The 20,352-nt window shown below is 46.9% G+C and carries 23 protein-coding genes and 1 tRNA gene; 10 read left to right on the top strand and 14 right to left on the bottom strand.

Going from position 1 to position 20,352, the window contains the following annotated elements; translation table 11 throughout:
* Positions 1-85: 85 nt before the first annotated feature.
* The 4 genes from D0Y50_RS03945 (at position 86) to hemW (ending at position 4,264) form a co-directional block, all read left to right on the top strand.
* Positions 86-1,204 carry a CCA tRNA nucleotidyltransferase gene (locus D0Y50_RS03945; protein WP_117315627.1) on the top strand — a complete coding sequence of 373 codons (1,119 nt, stop codon included), beginning with the start codon at positions 86-88 and terminating at the stop codon, positions 1,202-1,204.
* An 86-nt stretch (positions 1,205-1,290) separates the two neighbouring features.
* A complete protein-coding gene (gene srmB, locus D0Y50_RS03940) occupies positions 1,291-2,529 on the top strand; it encodes an ATP-dependent RNA helicase SrmB (RefSeq protein ID WP_117315625.1) in 1,239 nt (412 codons plus the stop codon).
* Entirely contained in the window at positions 2,530-3,132 is a 603-nt protein-coding gene (rdgB, locus tag D0Y50_RS03935) for an RdgB/HAM1 family non-canonical purine NTP pyrophosphatase (protein WP_117315622.1), read from the top strand.
* On the top strand, positions 3,125-4,264 hold the full coding sequence (gene hemW / locus D0Y50_RS03930; RefSeq protein WP_117315620.1) for a radical SAM family heme chaperone HemW: 1,140 nt from the start codon (positions 3,125-3,127) through the stop codon (positions 4,262-4,264). The genes rdgB and hemW overlap by 8 nt, the downstream gene beginning before the upstream one ends.
* On the opposite strand, the gene D0Y50_RS03925 is transcribed toward hemW, so the two are convergent.
* From D0Y50_RS03925 to D0Y50_RS03875, 11 genes are all read right to left on the bottom strand, one after another.
* Entirely contained in the window at positions 4,261-5,049 is a 789-nt protein-coding gene (locus D0Y50_RS03925; RefSeq protein WP_117315618.1) for a YggN family protein, read from the bottom strand. The genes hemW and D0Y50_RS03925 overlap by 4 nt on opposite strands.
* 107 nt (positions 5,050-5,156) lie before the next feature.
* Positions 5,157-5,666 carry an Lcl C-terminal domain-containing protein gene (locus tag D0Y50_RS03920; protein WP_108568196.1) on the bottom strand — a complete coding sequence of 170 codons (510 nt, stop codon included), beginning with the start codon at positions 5,664-5,666 and terminating at the stop codon, positions 5,157-5,159.
* Complete coding sequence (locus D0Y50_RS03915; RefSeq protein WP_117315616.1) at positions 5,666-7,390, bottom strand: Lcl C-terminal domain-containing protein; 1,725 nt, start codon at positions 7,388-7,390, stop codon at positions 5,666-5,668. Before D0Y50_RS03915 ends, D0Y50_RS03920 begins: the two co-directional genes overlap by 1 nt.
* A 72-nt stretch (positions 7,391-7,462) precedes the next feature.
* Positions 7,463-7,954, bottom strand: coding sequence for a PAS domain-containing protein (locus D0Y50_RS03910; protein WP_108568194.1), 492 nt, complete (start codon positions 7,952-7,954; stop codon positions 7,463-7,465).
* On the bottom strand, positions 7,955-8,950 hold the full coding sequence (locus tag D0Y50_RS03905) for a response regulator (protein ID WP_108568193.1): 996 nt from the start codon (positions 8,948-8,950) through the stop codon (positions 7,955-7,957).
* Between the two features lie 165 nt (positions 8,951-9,115).
* Positions 9,116-9,856 (bottom strand): LrgB family protein, encoded by a 741-nt coding sequence (locus D0Y50_RS03900; RefSeq protein WP_232366450.1) that lies wholly within the window; start codon positions 9,854-9,856, stop codon positions 9,116-9,118.
* Entirely contained in the window at positions 9,846-10,223 is a 378-nt protein-coding gene (locus tag D0Y50_RS03895) for a CidA/LrgA family protein (RefSeq protein ID WP_108568192.1), read from the bottom strand. The genes D0Y50_RS03900 and D0Y50_RS03895 overlap by 11 nt, the downstream gene beginning before the upstream one ends.
* A 73-nt stretch (positions 10,224-10,296) precedes the next feature.
* The gene (locus D0Y50_RS03890; RefSeq protein ID WP_117315614.1) at positions 10,297-11,208 is read right to left on the bottom strand and encodes a LytTR family DNA-binding domain-containing protein; all 912 of its coding nucleotides are present in this window, start codon (positions 11,206-11,208) and stop codon (positions 10,297-10,299) included.
* Entirely contained in the window at positions 11,208-11,540 is a 333-nt protein-coding gene (locus D0Y50_RS03885) for a DUF3718 domain-containing protein (protein ID WP_117315612.1), read from the bottom strand. The genes D0Y50_RS03890 and D0Y50_RS03885 overlap by 1 nt, the downstream gene beginning before the upstream one ends.
* Before the next feature lie 465 nt (positions 11,541-12,005).
* Entirely contained in the window at positions 12,006-12,335 is a 330-nt protein-coding gene (locus tag D0Y50_RS03880) for a hypothetical protein (protein WP_108568189.1), read from the bottom strand.
* Between the two features lie 102 nt (positions 12,336-12,437).
* Positions 12,438-13,256 (bottom strand): MbnP family protein, encoded by an 819-nt coding sequence (locus D0Y50_RS03875; RefSeq protein ID WP_170145443.1) that lies wholly within the window; start codon positions 13,254-13,256, stop codon positions 12,438-12,440.
* A gap of 295 nt (positions 13,257-13,551) precedes the next feature.
* On the opposite strand from D0Y50_RS03875, the gene D0Y50_RS03870 reads away from it, so the two are divergent.
* The 3 genes from D0Y50_RS03870 (at position 13,552) to D0Y50_RS03860 (ending at position 16,431) form a co-directional block, all read left to right on the top strand.
* Positions 13,552-13,628: transfer RNA gene (locus tag D0Y50_RS03870), tRNA-Ile, on the top strand.
* A gap of 453 nt (positions 13,629-14,081) precedes the next feature.
* Positions 14,082-15,062 carry a reverse transcriptase family protein gene (locus D0Y50_RS03865; RefSeq protein ID WP_117315610.1) on the top strand — a complete coding sequence of 327 codons (981 nt, stop codon included), beginning with the start codon at positions 14,082-14,084 and terminating at the stop codon, positions 15,060-15,062.
* A 1-nt stretch (position 15,063) separates the two neighbouring features.
* Complete coding sequence (locus D0Y50_RS03860) at positions 15,064-16,431, top strand: AAA family ATPase (protein WP_117315608.1); 1,368 nt, start codon at positions 15,064-15,066, stop codon at positions 16,429-16,431.
* A 38-nt stretch (positions 16,432-16,469) separates the two neighbouring features.
* On the opposite strand, the gene D0Y50_RS03855 is transcribed toward D0Y50_RS03860, so the two are convergent.
* The 3 genes from D0Y50_RS03855 to D0Y50_RS03845 form a co-directional block, all read right to left on the bottom strand.
* Complete coding sequence (locus tag D0Y50_RS03855; protein WP_117315606.1) at positions 16,470-17,348, bottom strand: site-specific integrase; 879 nt, start codon at positions 17,346-17,348, stop codon at positions 16,470-16,472.
* Positions 17,341-17,559, bottom strand: a complete 219-nt coding sequence (locus D0Y50_RS03850) for a hypothetical protein (RefSeq protein ID WP_232366449.1) — start codon at positions 17,557-17,559, stop codon at positions 17,341-17,343. Before D0Y50_RS03850 ends, D0Y50_RS03855 begins: the two co-directional genes overlap by 8 nt.
* Positions 17,560-18,106: 547 nt before the next feature.
* Positions 18,107-18,379: a helix-turn-helix domain-containing protein gene (locus tag D0Y50_RS03845; protein ID WP_076012106.1), complete on the bottom strand. Its 273-nt coding sequence runs from the start codon at positions 18,377-18,379 to the stop codon at positions 18,107-18,109.
* Between the two features lie 115 nt (positions 18,380-18,494).
* On the opposite strand from D0Y50_RS03845, the gene D0Y50_RS03840 reads away from it, so the two are divergent.
* The 3 genes from D0Y50_RS03840 to D0Y50_RS03830 all read left to right on the top strand — a co-directional run bounded on the left by D0Y50_RS03840 (position 18,495) and on the right by D0Y50_RS03830 (position 20,297).
* Positions 18,495-18,710 carry a hypothetical protein gene (locus tag D0Y50_RS03840; RefSeq protein WP_076012115.1) on the top strand — a complete coding sequence of 72 codons (216 nt, stop codon included), beginning with the start codon at positions 18,495-18,497 and terminating at the stop codon, positions 18,708-18,710.
* Positions 18,711-19,231: 521 nt separating this feature from the next.
* Entirely contained in the window at positions 19,232-19,450 is a 219-nt protein-coding gene (locus D0Y50_RS03835; RefSeq protein ID WP_076012107.1) for a helix-turn-helix transcriptional regulator, read from the top strand.
* 25 nt (positions 19,451-19,475) lie between these two features.
* Positions 19,476-20,297 (top strand): hypothetical protein, encoded by an 822-nt coding sequence (locus tag D0Y50_RS03830; RefSeq protein ID WP_117315602.1) that lies wholly within the window; start codon positions 19,476-19,478, stop codon positions 20,295-20,297.
* Positions 20,298-20,352 lie beyond the last annotated feature (55 nt).

Raw genomic sequence — 20,352 nt, 5'->3', positions numbered from 1 at the left:
GATGTCAAAACATCACGCACCTGGCGGGCTTTTTTTTCGCGTATCAGGCATAATTTACGCTCTGAATAGATAATGCTGGAGCGCTATGAAAACCTATCTGGTGGGAGGCGCGGTACGTGACAAGCTACTAGGCCGCCCGGTAACCGAAAAAGACTGGGTGGTCACCGGGGCAACCGCGGCAACAATGCTGAAGTTAGGGTATACCCAGGTGGGCAAAGATTTCCCGGTCTTTCTGCACCCCATCACCAAAGACGAACACGCCTTAGCCCGCCTTGAACGTAAAACCGGCACCGGCTATACCGGCTTTGAGTGCGATGCCGGCCCGGCGGTGACTCTGGAAGAAGATTTACTGCGCCGCGATTTGACCATCAATGCCATGGCGCAGGATGATCAGGGCCGGATTATCGACCCTTATCATGGCCAGCAAGACTTAGAGGCGCGTCTTTTACGGCATGTTAGCGAAGCCTTTGGAGAAGATCCTTTGCGCATCTTCAGAGTCGCCAGATTTGCCGCACGTTATCACTACCTGGGTTTTTCGATAGCCAGTGAAACCATGGCTTTAATGCAACATATGGCGCAGCGCGGTATGCTAAAAGAGCTAACGGCTGAGCGGGTGTGGCAGGAAACCCGTCGCGCCTTAATGGAGCCACACGCCCCGGTTTTTTTTAACGTGTTGCAGGAAGTAGGCGGATTACAGGACTGGTTTACCGAGCTCACGCTAAGTGGCAGCAAAATAGCTGACCAGGCTATTGCCGAACAACGTGAAACGCTGCAACACGCGTGCGATGAGCATAGTTCCGTGGAAGTGCGCTTCGCTTGTTTAACCCCGCACCTTACGGTCGCGCAGTGTCAACATTTATGTACTCGGCTAAAATGCCCTAACCCGGTTACCGACCTTGCCGTCATGAGCGCCGGTTATGCCACATCATTGCTGCAGATTGACGGTGCTTCACCGTTACTGACAGTGTTTGATAAATGCGATGTATGGCGGCGTCCTGAACGCTTTTATCAGCTATTGGAGGTGGTCGCTTATAGCGCCCAGACAGCCCACCAGACATGGCCCCACGAGGCCATTTTACAGGCATTACAACATGCCCAGGCTGTTGACGTGCAACAGATAATTGCAGCCGGTCACCGTGGTCCCCAAATACGTACCGCCCTGCACGCTGCCCGTGAACAGGAAATTGCCCGCATTTTTCACTGATTCAACACAATTAACGCGTGAATGCTGCTTCACCCAGCCCACCAGAATGCTACAATAGCGTTTTTGTATTGGGTAATAGCAGAACTATGACATTTCAGGATCTTGAACTTGACGAAGCCCTTTGTCACGCAGTGGCAGACATGGGCTTTGACAAGCCTACCTCTATTCAGTCGATGGTAATACCAGAGGCTATGGATGGTAAGGACATATTGGCCAGCGCGCCTACCGGCACCGGCAAGACCGCCGCCTTTTTGTTACCTGCCTGTCAGTTTTTGCTCGACTACCCACGCACCCAGCCTGGGGCTACCCGGATACTGATACTTACACCTACCCGCGAACTGGCGATTCAGGTGTTTGAGCACGCCAAAGCAATCACAGCACATACCGATCTGGTCTGTGGCGTGATTACCGGCGGTATCAACTATGGCACCGACCATGAAACATTGCGCCAAAGCCTGGATATTCTGGTTGCTACCCCCGGCCGTTTGTATGAACACATTCAAAACGAAGCCGCCGACTGCCGGGACATAGAATGCCTGATTTTAGATGAAGCAGATCGCATGCTGGACATGGGCTTTACCACTATCGTTAATCAGATTGCGGCAGAGGCTCGCTGGCGCAAGCAAAATATGCTGTTTTCCGCCACCTTAGAAGGTAAGGGTGTGAGAACGTTTGCCAACGAACTACTCAAAGATCCTGCGGTCATCGAGGCCACCCCATCGCGTAAAGAAAAAGCCAAGATTTTACAATGGTTTCACCACGCCGATGATCTCAAGCACAAAAATGCATTACTGGTGCATATACTGAAAAATGACATCAATAACGCCATTGTATTTGTGAAAACCCGTGACCGGTTGCAAATGCTTAAAGACTATTTAGCCAGTCAGGGCATTAATGTGTGCTGGTTACAGGGTGAAATGCCCCAGGATAAGCGCAATGCAGCCTTAACGCGTTTTAAGTCGGGCGAATTACCGGTTTTATTAGCCACCGATGTGGCAGCACGCGGCATTGATGCACCCAATGTAACGCATGTCATCAATTATGATATGCCACGTAAAGCTGATACTTACGTCCATCGCATCGGCCGGACAGGCCGCGCGGGGGCAAAAGGTATTGCCATATCATTGGTTGAAGCCCATGACTTTGATATGGTTGGCCGGGTAAGCCGCTATACTGAAGAGCCATTAAAAGCCCGGGTAATTGATAGCCTGCGCCCAGCCAATAAAACACCCAAAGTGCCACATAAAAAGAAAAAGCCGAAAGCGGCTGTAAAAAAAACCACTAACAAGAAACCCGCCAAAAAACGTAAAAACCGGGGGAAGTAAATGGCTTTTCCAGACAAGATTGTGCTGGCTACCGGTAATGCCGGCAAACTAAAAGAATTTGGTAACCTGTTTTCACAACAACAGGTGACTATTGTGGGCCAGCAGGAACTGGGCGTAAAAGAAGTACCAGAAACCGGTACTACCTTTATTGAGAATGCCATTATTAAGGCTCGCCATGCAGCCCGTCATACTGGCCTGCCGGCCATTGCTGATGATTCAGGAATTGTGGTAAACGCGCTGGGCGGCGCACCGGGGATCTATTCAGCTCGCTTTGCCGGAGCTGGGGCCAGCGATGCTGATAATATCGAGCTATTGCTCAGTCGATTGAGCGGCGAAGCTGACCGGCGCGCGCACTTTATTTGCACCCTGGTGTATTTACGCCATGCCGAAGACCCGGTCCCCCTGATAAGCCAGGGCCACTGGCATGGCCTTATTACCAATCAGGTTAGCGGGCATGGCGGCTTCGGCTACGATCCGGTATTTTATGTTCCCGCCCAGGAATGTACTGCCGCCGAGCTTGATAGCCAGGCCAAAAACGCGCTGAGCCATCGTGGCCAGGCTATGACCTTTTTATTGCAACAAATGAGGCAGGCGTTTGCGTAACCCCCCGCTCAGTTTGTATATCCATATTCCCTGGTGTGTACAAAAATGCCCATACTGTGATTTTAACTCACACGGGTTAAAAGATGCCCTACCGGAGAAAGAGTATGTCGCCCACTTATTAAGCGACTTAGCCATTGATGCTGAGCGTATTGGCGAGCGGGAAGTCACCTCAATATTTATTGGTGGCGGCACCCCGAGCTTATTTAGTGAGCAGGCAATACAGCAGTTACTAGCCGGGGTAGCAGAACGGGTTAATTTGGCCACTCACGCTGAAATTACCCTGGAGGCTAACCCCGGCACCTTGGAAGCGAACCGCTTTAGCGGGTATGTTGAAGCGGGTGTTAATCGTATCTCTGTGGGTATCCAAAGCTTTGCCGCCAAGCACCTGTCGGTGCTGGGGCGTATTCACGACGCCGAGCAAGCGCACCAGGCTATTCAGCAAGCCCATGACGCTGGCCTTAACAGCTTTAATCTGGACTTAATGCACGGCTTACCGGAACAAAGTGTAGCTAATGCAATGTCTGATCTGGAACAAGCTATAGCGGCCAATGCAGCGCATTTATCGTGGTATCAGTTAACCATAGAGCCCAATACACCGTTTTATTCCCGGCCCCCCACTTTGCCCGATGATGATATTTTGTGGGATATTCAGGATGCAGGCCACCAGAAGCTACGGGAAGCTGGCTATCACCAATATGAAATTTCGGGCTACAGTAAGCCCGGTAATGCCTGTCAACATAACCTTAATTATTGGCGTTTTGGTGATTATCTGGGTATCGGTTGTGGTGCCCACGGTAAAATTACGCAAGCTACTGAAGGAACCATTACACGGACTGTAAAGGTTAAGCACCCCCGAGGTTACATGGAGTTAACCCGGCCGTATTTGGACACTGCCCAGCCAGTTGCCACCGAGGACCTGGCGTTCGAGTATTTTATGAACCGGTTTCGGCTGGTGGAACCCTGTCCGATTGAAGAGTTTACAGCCTATACCGGCAGTACGTTAACTCAGCAACAGCAGGACAGTCTGGCGCTGGCTCAGACGCAAGGCTTGTTGAATATTACACCCAACCACTGGCAAGTGACCGACCAGGGCCGCCGTTATCTCAACAGCTTGTTATCAGCGTTTGTTTAGTGATTTGACGTTATAACATTGTAAGGTGCGAGGGCGGGCACTGAAGCTCGCAGCTTTTCTTCGGTTTGGTCCAGCTGCTTAAGTTTGCTACAAAACCAGTGAGCTTTATTTTTTAGCGTTAATGCTTTGGGGCCGACATCGGTCTCTAGCTGCTCTCCCACCGCCTCAAGCTGGCGCGTTAGCTCTGCAACCTTCTGGCTATCAACCTCACTGCTATTGGCATTAATACCACTGATGGCCGATAAAATACCGCCGATAGAGGTGGAAATAGCCCCTTCCAGCTGGGCTTCAATCTCGGTATCCACAAATTCATCTACACTTTCCAGCGATCCAGGGCCGATAAAATAATGATTGCTAGCATGTCTGAATTTTTCTTTTACCCGGTTCTTCACCCGGCTCATTGCGGCTTGCAGGCGCTCATAGCTGTCATGGTCGCTGCCCACCAGGCCCTGATAAACATGGTCGATGGTGTCTACCGCAAGGTCAACGCCCTCGGTAGCCAAAATAATCATTTTGGGTACCACATAATGTAAGCCTTCGGAATAATCCGCTAACCAGGCCTGCTGTTCGACATTCAGTTGCTGCCAGCGCCCATTAACAAAAAGCTGATTTTTTTCGTTTATTTGTATAACGGTGCGGGATTTATCCATTACCCGTAGTTGTTGGTCGTTCACGACCAGGCCGTAGGCAAAATCAATGTCACAGGTAAACTCTGCTGCCGCATTAAACGGGCAACAGACAAGGGCCAGAACACCGGCGCGGGTAATATTTAAAAATGTCTGCATTATCATAATTATTATTTTGGACGGCAGAACTATAAATAAAAAGACACGATCAGTCCAACTTGCGAATATTCAGGTTGAACCTGCCGCTAAAATGATTAATCTGGCGCTTAAGATCCGGTGTATGTACGCACCAGCCGTAAATAGATAAAACGGTCTTTTTGTTTTATCGAATGGCTCGAGTTGAAAAACGCCACTACCCAGGCGCGTTGTGGGTCAGACAGCGACGGGGTAGATGTCCAAAAGTCATCTGGCGGCGTGGCCGGAAAAAATGTTTCGTTAATAGCTGGCCGTACACACAGGCGGTCGGTTATTGAAGCGAGTTCCTTTATATTCGGCACCCGCCAGCCCATCTGATTATCGTCATTCGCGCTATGCGCTGCTACCAAAGCTTCCTGCCAGCTGTATTTTTTAGCCTCCCCGGTGCAGGTTGTGCCGTCCCAGGTCTGGCCCTGTGCACAACGTTTCCACACCAGATTAGTAGTGGAATGCAAGACGCTGTCACTATCCAGCGCGCTTAAATTTTCGTCCGGGGTGGTTTCAAGGCCGCTGGTAAGACAGTACTGAGCGACGCAAAATGGGCTGAATAACGCCAGTAAGGCAATCTGTAAACGTTTCATTATTCTCTCCCCGCTCTGACCAACCGAACTCTGGCTGCTGAACTTTTATTCAAAAAATTATCCACGCCCGAGGCGTAATCTACCGCCCAAGCATTCTGGGCCGCATCACTGATGACCCCATCCGCCCCAGGTTGTGAGGTCCAGTACCACAAAGGCCCGTTACTGATAGTGCCGGTATTGGGAAAATACTGGGCATCAACCATCGCCCTATTTTGCTGCCCAAAATGCACAATACTCATTAGTTCCAGATGGCTTGGTAAACGCCAGTCATAAAACCCGCACAACCCCTCATCGCGGACATCTTCAACGAAATTGCCGGTATTACATCCCTTACTTGCAAATGAACAGGTGGCGGGCGTACCTTCGTCCCCTTCAGTGCCACCGTTATTGTCGGCCTGATACCAGGTATAGGTATGGGCGCTACCATGCAGCCCGCTGTCCGCGCTTTTTACCTCCCATACCAGGCCGGTGGTGTTATCACGTACACAACTAAAATCCGTGACATCAGCATCCTGTTCATCGCCGTTGTCGTTGAGCTTGGTGAAGTCGAAACCCGCCTCTCCCCGCCCGGCTTTTTCCAATAATCCGGCACTAGCCAGAATATCTGCGCCGCGCTGCCCGTCCTGGCCCGGGTAAGTATTTTGCTGGGTACTGCTCAGGCTTGACTCGGTTGCCTGGGTGATCACGCCGGTATCATTCAATAAGGCTACTGGCATGGGGCGTACACGAACCGTAATGTTATCGCTGACCTGGTTACCATTGGCATCAGTGACATTAAGGGTAAAAGAAAAGGATTGTGCGGTATCCACCAAAGGCGCGCGGGCGTAGGTTGATAATGCTTCAGTATTTTCGATAGTAATTTGCTGGTTGTCCGAGACTTCCCACTCATAGGTTAACGGCAGTGCAGAAGGCACGGTGGAGTCGGCTATACCTTCTAAGATGATCGGTTCGGCGCTAAATACACCTTGGTTAGATCCTGCGTCTACCGTGGGCTTGGTTTGGGTATCAGCCATAACCCGTAAGCTAACCGTAGTCGATCCTGTAGCACCCTCTTCATCTTCAACCGTAAGTTGGATCCGCAGTAACTGTTCAGTACTGGCCACCGGTGTAGTAAACGTAATAGTTTGGCCGTCCATCGCCACATCGCTGGTGACATCTACCCCTTCCAACTGGGTCCATTGCCAGCTGGATATTGGACTGTCCGGGTCACTGGCATCGGCATCGGTACTGGCCGAACCGTCTAGCGTGAGGACCACGCCCGCGGGATAGCGTCCATCATCTTCGGCAGTATCGGGCACGGCTATGTCAGCTACCGGCAGGTCGTTTTGCGCCACCGCGGTAATAATCAGCTCATCAGTAACCGTTGTGCCGCTGCTATTGGTCACGCTTACCTGAACAGTGTATTGCGTATCCTGTTCAAGTACCGGCAGGGTGACAGAAGCTTGTGCAGTGGTGTTATCTTCCTGAGTGATGTCTAAAGCAGGACTAATCTGCCACTGGTAAGTTAGCGAGTCTTGCGCGCCTGACACCTGTGCGCTCATAAATACGGTGGTTTGTTCGCTGGTTTGAACGTCGGCGCCGGCATTGACAGCAAAAGTACTATCTGAACTTGCGCCGCTATCACCGCCGCCTCCACCACACGCCGTAAGCATGATGCTTAACCCGACTAATACACACAATGGCCAGCGGCAGGCTGAACCGCGCAGGAATTGAACTCTGATCATAGATACACCGTAACTGCTGGTATGAAAAATTCAGTTAGCAACACAGTGTGCTACTGCGTGCCGGCTATTGAGTCAGTTCATCCGCTGCTGGCGCTCCAGCATTTCACTTTGGGTAACCTGCAACGATTCAAGCTGCTTTTTGCCCCCTGCAATGTCAGTGACGTCGTAAATCATCATACTGATATTCTCGACGGTGCCGTTAGCAGAGGTCAGCGGTGACAGCGTAATGTTTTGGTACATGTACTGCTCATTACCCGTAATCGGCCGGTAATTGGGAAACTTGAATAAATAAGGGCGTTGTTCCCACGTCATAAATGCGCGGGTTTTCAATTCAAATACAGGTTTGGCTTTCTTTCCAAACCAGCTGGGGTCAATATCCGGGTATAAGGAAAATAGTGACTTTTCTCGGACTTCGCTGGGTAACAAGCCACTGTGGCTTTCCATAAAAGCATTCCATACTTTTATCTGAAAATGACGATCCAATACCACTATACCTACATCCACTGTTTGCAACATATCCATCATCCAGTGAAATTCCTGTAGTTCTTCCAGAGAATCGCTCATTCAAATATCCTCCAACAAATGGGCCAATTTGTTGTTCATAGTAACCATGGAGTCTTCGGTAAATAGTAAAATCAGGTCGCAGCGCACATTGTACCCCTCTAGCCCATAACTCAACTCTATGGCAAGGGTACGACGCCAGGTCAACTGATTGGCCGCGATAATCTCGGTAATATTACGATGCTGGCCAAGTACGACCGGGTGGCCCTGACTAAAATTGACATCCAGTTGCTCGGCCAGCCCGCTCAGACAAGTACCAATAAGAATGCTGGCAGCGTCCATCAGTAACTCCAACTGTATCCGGTCATCTACCTGGCCCTGTACATCCAGTATTTTAGCCACATCCTCAAAGCTGGAATCGCTTAAAATACACAAGGCTTCCCCCCGAATCCCCGGCCCCAGGAACCCCTGACACACTGCGGTTACTTCTTCATGGCTGTCAATATCCGACAACATCATATGCAGCTCAGAGACTTCAATCAGGTTTACATTTGGGATAGGTAGGTGCACGAAAACATTCATAATGCGTGCTAAATGATCGCCTGCCCGGCCCATGGCAATATTGGTTATCTCCTGATAACAGTCGCGTATATCCGGGTCAAGCCCCGACGCATCGGTTTCGTGCTGGTTATCGCCCGCCAGTATGCCATGTTTAACCAAAATGGCTTTTAGCGACGGCGCATCCACTGGTTTGCGAATAAAGTCACACGCCCCCAAAGATGTAACCCGCTGATGCGCTTCTGGTTGGATATCGCCAGAAATAACGATGGTTTTTACCGGTAAGCCGGCCTGCTGAATGGCGGTCAGGGTTTCATAACCATCCATCACCGGCATATTAAGGTCCAGCAAGAGTAAATTTCCCTTGCCCTGCTGTAACAGCGCTAATGCTTCACCACCGTGTTTGGCGAAATGAACTGCTACCTGCCAATCCTGTGGAAGGCTTTTGGCAACCTGCTTACGGGCTACCATTGAATCGTCACATACCAAAACCGAGAACATCGAGGTTATCTACCATCCCTACATACCGAAGCCGTGATTGATAAGCATAGAGACTAAGCACCATACTGCGGCTTCAGATTAAAAAACTGTTGTTAAACTATTAGCACTTATCGGCTAAAAGTCCATAGGACATAAGGTGAATATCTATTTGGTTAAGCGTTTCTTTTAGGGGATTACCAGCGGCAATATTAACGCGGTCATAATGCCGTTTAAGCATAGGCCGAGACTGGCCATGGCAGCTTGGGCCTCGCCCATTTTTATCGCCCGCGCAGTGCCAATAGCGTGAGTCACCGCGCCCAGCGCAATTCCCTGGGCCTGGGGATTGGTGATATGCAACAAGCGAAAAGTCGCGGGCCCGGCAATGGCCCCCACAATACCGGTGACGATAACAAACACCGCTGCCAGGGCCGGGATACCGCCGATAATGCGACTGGTTTCCATGGCCAGCGGGGTGGTGATAGATTTTGCCAACATAGTTAGCTGTACAGCCAAAGGGGCATTGGTTATCCACAAACATCCCCACGCCAGCACCGGGGCCACCACGCCTGCTACCAATACCGCCACCACCAGGCGCCAGCCTAACTGCTGAACTTTATGCCACTGCGCGTACATCGGCAGGGCCAACGCCACCGTTGCCGGGCCCAGTAACCAGTGAATTACCGCAGTGTGCTGCTGATACAGCTTTATGGGGGTATCGGTTAACGCTAATAAACTCAATACACCGCCCAGCGTAAGCAGCATCGGATGGAGTACAGGGTGGGCGTTAACTTTTTTATGCATAACCAGCGCCCCTGCGTACAAGCTTAAAGTGGCCACTATCCAGCCTACCGCCGCCATTGACAGGGTGTTCGTAAACACCAGGGTTAAACGCTCAGCAATCAGGCCTAGGGCCTTCTCAGGAGGCATCGTCTTGCCTCCCGGTTGGCGTGAAAATATAACTCGCTAACCATGCTGAGATAGCCAATGCGCCAAGGGTTGCTCCCACAATAGCGGCTACAATGCCCACCCAGTGCGCCTGGATATCGTTCCAAAACAGTACAACTGCCGTCACAGCGGGTACAAATAATACGGTCATGTGGTTAAGCAGCGGACCTGCTCCAGCGCTTAGGGCGGCAGGAGCTTGTTGGCGTACTAGCAAAAAACCTAGTAATAACAGCAGTCCCGCTAATGTGCCCGGGATCGGTAAATTTGCACACAGCACCAACATCTCACCTGCCAGGTAACATATCAGCAACCCGACAAATCCCAGAAGTTTGTTTATTAATCCGCCCATTGACCGTACTTTTTAATGCGCCATGCCACTATGTTACGTGAGCAGAGCCACATCGACCACTACCAGGTTATGATTACCCCAGTTGTTGCCAGCAAGTGGTGAAATAACGCCGACTGATTTTGAGCCGGGTGCCATCCAGCAACCTCAGCCATGCGGTCTGAGGACCCTGGGGTTCTACCTGCTTAACAAATGACCGGTTCACCAGTACCGAGCGGTTTACCTGTTCAAACTGATTGGGGCACAAGCGCCGCCGTAAATCAGCCAACGTAATTCTGACAATATAGTTCTCGTTATGCGTATAAATACACATATAGTCCCCCGCCGCCTGCACCCATAATATGCTTTCACAATCAAGACAATGCCAGGCGTTGACACTGCGAAATGTAACCTTACGGCTTTGCTGGTGCTGCAAGTGATGCGCTAACCAGGCTGGTATATCATCTGGTAGCAATTGCATCTGGCGCGCCAGTAACCCGGCAAGTTGATGGTATAACTTTCGGTGTTGGGCGAGCTTTACTAACGCACAGACATGTTGCAGGCAGCGCGTAAGCTGCGTATGGCTGACCGGACAACGAATAAAGCCTGCCGCCCTTGCGGCAAATGCCTGCATGGCCAGCGCATTACTGGCGCCGGCTACCACGAAAGGAATATCTGCCAATCGCGCTAGCGAGGGTTTCAAATTGGTTTTGTCGCAAATAAAGAAAACGCCGTCGTGATCGGGAAAATCACTTAGCTGGGAATGGGAAAGGTTAATGGTATGGTCGATATGTTCAAAACTGGCTACTTTGTCCACCAGGTCGCAATGCATTTTACCGGGGAGCATAACGAATACCGCGGTAATCGCTAAGGGTGCGGTGGGGAGCGAAGTGTCTGCCGAGGTGGTCAACCAACGGGCGGGCAAAATTGCATCATCCTGCGAACCGGCGGAAACATGCTGATACTGTATCAGTTGCTGTTCCCACCGGGAGGACGAGGGCTCGCTCATTACCGGGCTGCCGTCAGGGTGGGCGAGGTACCCAACCGTCTGGCCAGTAGCTGACTGGTCGCTTCTGACTGATGTTTTGCGGCAAAGGTCATCATATCATCGTTATTACAAACCAGACCGTTTTGCAGCTGCCGGTAAGATAAGCCCGTTTTTTTAACTATCCGTTGTAACCGCATAGGCTTATTGTCTCTTATCGCAGTACAGATTTTTATCAGGTCATTTTCAATGTAGGCAGGATAAGCGGCCTGCGCTGTAGCGGAAACGCTCAGCGAAGTGGTAGCTATTAAGGCCGCGGTGAACAGGCTTTTACAAAGCAGTGATGACTTGGACATGGGGTTATCTCCTGTATGCAACCAGCTTTAGCGCTGGCCACACCAATACAGTAATCATCTTCACCGCAAAGGTTGTCTATATTTCGCTCAATCACGGCTATGTGAGATTATGCGATAAACGCTATATAAATGCCGATAAACTATCGTTTAGCAGGGCCGTTGGTCGCGGCATTCACACACTTTGTAACACCCTTACAACATGCTGCTGACATCTGCTTCACGTTAAGCCGTATCGCGCTCTGGAATGCCGCTCTTCAGGTAAGCGTATTGGGCTAGTGTGCCTGCTAACTAGGTACAAATGTATGTGGTGAAAAAATACAGAAGATGGATGCTGAATTTAATAGCAAGAGTGCTAAACAGGCACTACAACCGCAGAGTAACAAGCGGGTGTCCTGCCCTGTATATCTTTACAGAATGTAAAAGGTAAGAAAAACCGGGAAACCTAGTCAGATTCCCGGTTTTTTATCAGAACGTGCTGTCCTGGTGGATTTTAATAAAGCTACTGGTTTTAGCTTTACTATAATCCACTTTGTATTCTTTACCGTTAAGCGTTTGTACAAACACCAGGGTTTTTTCATCGCCAAATACGTCGCCTGCGGTCAAATCCACAAGCTCCATATCCGCCATTTTAGCATCTCGCTTGTTTTCAGGAATTTTTCCGTCAAACGCTTTCAGGCCACGGAATGTGACTAACACCGGCGGATTTTCATCGCCATTTAATATAAGCAGGTCGAACTTTCGTACCTTATGAATAATGGTATTACGGCCACTGACCAGAAAGGGCTTGTCTGTCATTATTATCTCCGCACAAGCTGGCTAACAGGTTAAATAATAAAAACAAAATATAGCAAAAAAAAATTATCCTTGCACTTTATACCGGTTATCAAAAGCTATACTTTAGTTCTGTTTTAGGTAGACCTGATGGGGCGCGTCCCAGCGAATCCAATCGCGACCGGTCAGGTTAGACAACACTTTTCTACATTCACTGCCCTCGGGCGTAGCCAGATTGCATTCTGTCCCTGCACTCATATCCGCCCGAAACAGCATTTGGCTGAGCTTAGCGTGCAGGCGTAAATCTTCAACATTAAAACGTAACGGTAATTCAAGGGTCACCCGGTTTGGCTTATCGCAACGCCGCGGTGCCTGATCCTCATTATCGGCATGGCATTCACCACTGGCCAGCATAAATGACCACAGTGCCTGTGGCTCATTGGCTTGTTGCAACTCTATGCGCATAAAGGAATGACCGGCCCGTAAAGACTGGAACATTGCAGCGTTATTAAGTGGCGGGGGCGAATTATCGGATAACGAATGGTTGTCACTAAACGGTAAGCCGATGGTAAAACTGATCGCCGACGCCCGATCCAGCAACTTTTTGTTGGCATCCAACTTTATGACTGTATTGGTTTCGTTGCTGTTACACGCATCATGAAACTGCATTAATGCCAACTTACGCGATTGCCATTTGGAAGGCACAAATGAAACGGCTTGCCAGCGGCCTTCAATACGAACCTGCGGTTCGGATAAGTAGAATGCCAGATAATCAACGTTCCAACGCTGGTTAGCCAGCTCAACCTCATACATACAGTCATCTGTTTTTTGCAGGTCTACAAACCGAATTGGAATATCACCCGGCGGCTTTTTCGCGGTAAGCAAATCGCAGCCGCCCAACAACATGAGGCTGGGTAGAAGAGATAACAACAAACGCATTTTCATAGACTTCGCCTTCCCTATAGCGTGGTGAAACTTACCCAAGCTAAGTACTTCATAAGGCTTTAGTCTATCCTTAAATCCACCCCCTGCCCAACGCAATTTGCCGAATAACGCGCTGTGAATAATGAAGTCTGCGGCAAGCAACATTATTGCCTACCGCGCCGCCATTGCTTATTTTATCGCCAAACAGAATTCAATCCGGCAAAAACCAGCCTGCCTGGGGTGACAAGCCAAAAAAAACTGCTTATACTTCGCGGCACTTGCAAATACGACGCTGTTTTTGCAACCCATTCTATATGGCCCCATAGCTCAGTTGGTTAGAGCGTCCGACTCATAATCGGCAGGTCCCCTGTTCAAGTCAGGGTGGGGCCACCATCTTTCCTACGCTTCGACGATAGTTATTACTAACCTGATATGGCTTGTGCTACCTCTGTGCTACTTATAGATTAGCGTCATCTATTCCAAAGTAACAGTACAATCCACGATTTAATGACTTGATTGAAAATAGAACAGCGTATATATTATATGCATACCTTCGACTAGGAGCATCTCCAGTCACAAATGAAGGTCCCTACGAGCTATGAGTCATATTACAACTGCGCTACGATGTTTTGGGAATCAAAATATTCGTAGCGCAAGTATGTAATGCAAACTGTCGTAAGTTTACTTCTCCCTCTTTCCGCTTTCCATCGTAGCTTTAATGACTTATCAATAGGTCTAGCGCTATTTCAATGTACATATTTTGTTTCCTTCAACTTGTGATATTGTAAGAAGACCCATCGGCAGAAAATACATCTGAATTGATTTTAAGGAATAAGGTATTTAGGTATGAAAAGGAGCTTTGAAGAAATCTTCATTTCTACATTTCACAACAAGGTTTCCTTTGATGAGTTCTTGACGCTGGACATAGAAAGTGAATTTAAAAAAATCCCACTTCAGAAAAGAACTGTGTATGCTCCTAGCTCGAAATTAAAACAGATCCATAGATTCCTTAACCATGCAGTTTTTGAATACGCAGAATTCAATAAAGACGTTGTTTTTTCATATAGAAAAGGGGAGTCAACAAGAACAGCTGTAGAAAAGCATGCTAATAATCGCGTATTTTACCAAGCAGACATTAAGGACTTTTTTGGAAGTCTCAAGAAGGAAAACATCCTCCATACAATTGAAGCACAACTAGAAAACACTCCTGTTCTCGACATCGTAGATTACAGAGATAGGCTACTGGATTTAACAGTGGTTGATGACCATATACCTGCGGGATTCGCAACCTCTCCAATTTTGAGCAATCTCTGCCTTTTCGAATTTGACAACGCCCTAGATAATATATGCAAGAAAGAAGAATTAACTTACACCCGATATGCTGATGACATCATAATCTCCTCTCAAACCGATGCTTTTCTACCAGAAATAGAAGAAAAAATTCAAAAATTACTAAGCAAAAAGGTTAATCCAGAGATATTTTTAAACCTGGCTAAGAGAAAAGTACAACTGCAAGGTCAACGGATTAAAATTTTAGGCTTCAACATCTTGCCCAATGGTATCGTAACGATTCCAAATAAAGACAAGAAAAGCGTTGAAACCATGCTTCATTTTTTTATAAATGATGAAGAAAAGTTTAAAGATTATGTCAGCAAAAATATCAAGTCAAATAGTGATGGTGAGCCGTCGCTCAGGGATATAGGAATTTCGTCTCTATCAGGAAAACTGATATCACTAAATTCGATGGACAAAAATTATATTTCAAAGTTAAAAAAGAAATATGGAAATACGGTCATTGACATGTTTATTAGGAAGTCGGTGAAATAAGATGGACTTTGAAGTAACCATAAGAAATGTACAACACATTAAGTCCCTCGAATTCAAAACCAATCTTGCCATTCATGGCCTAACCTGCCTAGCAGGTGAAAATGGGGTTGGGAAAACGACTCTCATTAGAGCTATACGAAATCTTTCAACACATAGTACTTTCGTAGAGACAGCTGCACCTTACATTTTTAATGATGAGAGCAAGATCTCCTATCAGTGGGGCGAGTTTAATTTTGAATTCAGTTTCAATAAAAAACTTTCAATAGTCGATACAAAGCAATACATCAATGAAGATGTTATCGATTCAATTGTTGTAGAACTGGCATTACCTCATGGAGAAAGATTTCATCACTTCAGAAGATTAAGCGATCTTGATGAGGAGATAAGAAGCAAAATTGCTATCGGTGATTATTCAACTCCAGACGATCTAATAGAGTTCCTACACAGAGTTTATCAAACGACCAGATTCTCAAACCTAAAAAAAGTAAAAATAAAAAATCAAGAATACTATTTTGTTTTAAGGGATGAGGATGAAAGATTTTATATCAGAGAGGATTACTTTAGTTCTGGGGAGTATTTTGTAATAAGTCTATTTAAGCATATTAAAAAGGGAAAGAAGCTTATTGTAATTGATGAAATTGACATTTCTCTTGATGCCCGCGCACAGGTTCACTTAATAGAAAGCTTAAGAGAGTTCTGCAAAGATTATGAAGTGAATATAGTTTTCACTACGCATTCCCTTGCTCTTATGAAGACTCTTCTTCCAGGGGAAATTTTCTATATGGAAGCAAATCAAGAATCTGGAAAAACTGAGATTGAATGCCGACCATATGAGTTTGTGAAAAGCGTTATGTATGGGTTTAAGGATTATGGAAAATATATTCTTACAGAAGACAAGCGATTAGCACATTATTTACATTTTCTTATATCAAACAACGAAAGTACTGTTTTTCATGAATACCAAATAATTCATATTGCAGGCGCCTCACAAGTAGTTGACTTGATTGACCGCAATGAATCCCAGAACTTCTTTTCCAGTAAAGAAAATGTGTTAGCTGTTCTCGATGGAGATCAACAAGAAGAAAGGTATGTCCAAGGGAGGGAAGACGTCCTCTTACTACCTTTCCCAAGCATTGAGAAAGCTATATATGAAAAATATTTGGAGGGAGATGAGCAATTACCCAGAGTCGACTCAATTGAGGGTGGAAACTATAGAAAGAAAGCGAGCAACCTATTTTGGAAATTGACAAGAGTTCACGCTAATACCCAGCATCGAAGTCCTGAATGGCTTTACAACTACCTAGAGGAATTAAAGTCAGAAGAGGTTAGTACCTTTCGGGAAAGTATAATGAAATTCTTAAATATATAGATTGTGGATGCCATGTATTTTGAGCATAAGAAAACTAACTACAAATAAACTTCCGTAATCTCAGGCCTGAAATGCCCCATTTCTTGCGAAACCGTTTCCAGAGCAACAGCTCGCCTAAATCCTAACGCGATTAATTCGCTCATACGCTCTTGCGCATAGCTATGTCGGAGGCCATGGGCACCTGTAGAGAAAAACAGAGCGCGCTTAGATGCTTTACTAAACGAATCTGACCATCGCTTCCCGGCTCCAATATCATAACGTTGGAGGTAGTTTATTCTTCGGTCTCTGACAGTCACTGGATAATTAAATCTGCGTTTTTCCAGCTCCACGACAAGGTCGTTAGGAATCAAAACGTGGCGTATCAATCCACCTTTTCCTTGAACAGTGTACAGCTGACCTTCTCGCCCTGCCCATTTTGAGTGTAACGCGGGACGGTTATCAGGGCTTCGCTCCTCTGCTCTGGCAAGTGTTAGAAGCTCATGTGCTCTTAATCCGGCAGCATATGCAATTTGGGTGGAAAGTTGATGCGTTTCACTTTGATGTTCGGATACCGCTTGTGCCTGTTCTGACGTGTAGGCTCTGGACCTTTTAATTTCGTCCAGCTCTGACTTTACGCGGTACATGGTTGCTTTAGGAGGGAGTTTGCCATTCAGTTGCATCATTGACTGAATGGCCTGACGCTCCATATCAAGAGCTTTCTGTCCTACAGCTTCGGCGCGGTATTCAAGGTAATACCTGGCAACGTCTGGTGTCAGCGACTGAAGCCCGTTTAGTTTGTTCTCCTTTGTCCACTTGGCAACAGTTTTAAGAGCTTGTTCGTAGTTACGGGCTGTACCATATGACTTGATAATTCTTGCTTTTGTTAGCCCTTTAACTACATTTTCCGCCTGCGTTTTCGCTTTGGCGAACTTAGGCATTTCTGTCCAGCCAACGTTTCACCGTAGTCCAGTTTACAGCAACACCTCTACGAACAAGCCAGCGCTGAAGCTCCGCTTTACTTGCGCCCTCTTCATAGAGTTTACGCAAGTAAACACTGTATTTGTCTAGCTTCGACGGCTTATGCCGCTTTCTGGCGATTAGTCGGGTCTCGGCTTTGAGCTGAGACACTTCATGTACTTCATTAAACATTATGTCATTCCTTAGGTTGTAAGATTAACTGGCTGTAATCAGCTCAGCGACACTTAAGCCTATTCGCCCCTGTTTAGCGCATAACGCAAGGCTCGGACCGATCTCGCCTGGGATTTAAAAATCAAAATAGATAGAAACGGCAGCAACTAAGCGCCGAACTTGAACGCCGAAAATGCGGCGCGGCATGACATATTTAGAAGGACGTGAGGGTGCCTCACTACGTGGAAACGGCAGCTGGAGAGCGCCGACTTTTTTCGTTGCCCGAACGGGCTAGTGGTTTAAAGATTACCTGCATATAAATCAGGATGCAATCTGCAAATAAATTTCTGCGTGTAAGCGCCAGAACCCAGACGCCCGCTATGTTGAAGGCGATTTTTCGACTTCGACATAGCGGGCGGCGGAGCGCCCGAATAAAAGAGAGGGATATTGCTCATGATGCCTCTGTTTTACGGGTGGGTTCTTAGCAAAATTTACGAGGCAATCAGGCAAATAAGACGGAAATATAGAAAAACATGAAAAGGCTTATTATTGGGGTCACGATACTTCGCTATTGTCTGTTTTGATGAAACTCCAATATCGCTTCAGCTAAATCATCTTCTACACAAAACAGAAATGCAGTGGGCACGTTCAGCACTGCACTTAAGGACAGCACCGTTTTAAAGTCTGGTGTATGAACACCGCGCTCGTACTGGTTCATGCGCGCAGACGCTACGAAGTTGTCCATCCCTGCCTGTATCCCTAATTGCTTTTGGGATAGACCTACCCTTGTTCTTGCCTGTTTTAACCGTATTGGGAACGGCGAACCATCATTTGCTTTCAATTGGTGTACGACATCTGCTATTGAAAACTAAGATTTTCTTAGCTTTAATAGCACCTAGATACTAAGGAATACTTAGCCATCAATTTGGCATGCCAAATTGAGCGTGGAGGTAAAAATGGGATTCGAAGGTTTTTTAGGGATTTTAGCGGTTGTCGCTTTATTCATCGTAAGCGCCTTTTTTGGCAGTGATGGAACAGACAGCAAAGGAAATGAACAATTGGATAAGCTGGATGATGGTATGGGAAATGTTATCGCTGATGGTGAGCACATGACTCGTGAAGAGGCTGAGGACGCTCAGGCGCGAGGCGAGCTTTACGATACCTATCTATAGAAATTAGGCATGCCTAATTTTGAGCGGTCTTTTTTTGACTAATGAAAAAACAGGCACTAAATCAGTAAGAGGCTGACATGACAGCATATGAATGGTTTCAGGTTTGGGTATTGATGGTTTTGGCTATTCGAGCTACCCGACGCTATGACAAACTTAAGCACGATCTTTTTGATGCAATTAAAGCTGGGAGAATCTAACTATGGGACCTTTACTTGCTGGCTGCGCACTGATTCTAGGCGTTGTCATTTTCTTTGCGTGTTTATTTCATCTAAAGGTGAATAAACAGCATTAAAGCCGCTGTTCAGGCCTGACTTTTCCATTTTTTAATTTGGCATGCCAAATTCACAGTTCATTTTTTAATCAAAGCTACGCCTCAAATTGGCAGCTTAATGTCGCTTTTTCCTAAAAACAGAAAAACCCCCTCAAAGTCACCCTAGTTTTTCGACCACCCCGTTGCTCATTGCGTTGTAGTTTCATCGGTAAGCATTGAACATTACCAGTGAACAGAGGTAACTACTGTGATGAACCGACACTTAAAACCAAAGCCTGACTTCTATTTATTAGAAGAGGTAGCGGCCATACTCCGCTCAAGTAAAAGAACCATATACAATCGCATATACAGAAACCGCGTATATGGTGAGCAAAACCCCGTCCCCCCATACATAAAAATGAATGGGAAGTTACTCTTTCCTTCCAAAGATTTTGACAATTGGATAGATAGTCAGAAAACAAGCGGTTAGTTTGCGTATAGGATGTAAATATCTAATGAAATCCGCAAGCGAACTAATCCGGGAGTTATCTTTTTGCGAAGATGTCCCCAAAAAATATATAGCGTACTACCCGACAGTGCTTATTGATCCGGTACTACTACCTTTGCACCAAAAGCAAACCGTACCGATAACATGGGCTGAAAAAGAAAACGCCAGGCGAACTTTAAAGTTGGAATGCGAAAGCGGTATTCCAGGTGGCACATTTGGGCGAATGAGTATTTGTTACTGGCAAACTCAATTCACAAAACTTGAGAAGACAACGGGAATCGAAGAAGTAATTGAGGAAGAGCTTAAAAAGTCTCAACGACAAGCATTTTTCGATGTTGTGGGAAGAGAGCAAAGTGGATCTAGCCAGTTGACAAGCTTCTATTCTAGTTTCCGCTCAGCTCTCGATATGAAGATCTCCAACGAAGAGCGGTTTACGGCAGCAAAAATGTATACGAAAGGAACAACCAAACCTTTCTCAATTAGTGATGTGAAAAAATCCATGCCTGTAGACTCTAGAGCACTTCAATTACTTTTTCAGCGGAGATCGCCACTAGGAATCGATTTGTATCTGTTTTTAAATATGAAAGCTTACTCTATGAATAAAGAGGGCAATAATGAAAGTAATTTCATTCCTTGGGCAATTTTTGAAGCTGTATTTCATAGCCAAAGAAGTAAATGCAAGAACCTGTACGAATTTAAAGCTAAAGTCATCAAGGCTCTCAGGCATGTGATCTACTGCCTACCAACATGTTCTATTAAGGTAAAGGAAAAAGGAATAGCCTTCAGAAGCGGAAAAACAGCGGTTCAACCATTACAACTGGCTTCATGAGCTTCATTCAAATTTAGTAATTGGACAAGGCCTGCAAGAGCTGCTGTCGCTGTGT

Source organism: Salinimonas sediminis (assembly GCF_003429285.1).
Classification (GTDB): Bacteria; Pseudomonadota; Gammaproteobacteria; order Enterobacterales; family Alteromonadaceae; genus Alteromonas; species Alteromonas indica.
This window is presented reverse-complemented; position numbering and strand designations above follow the sequence as displayed.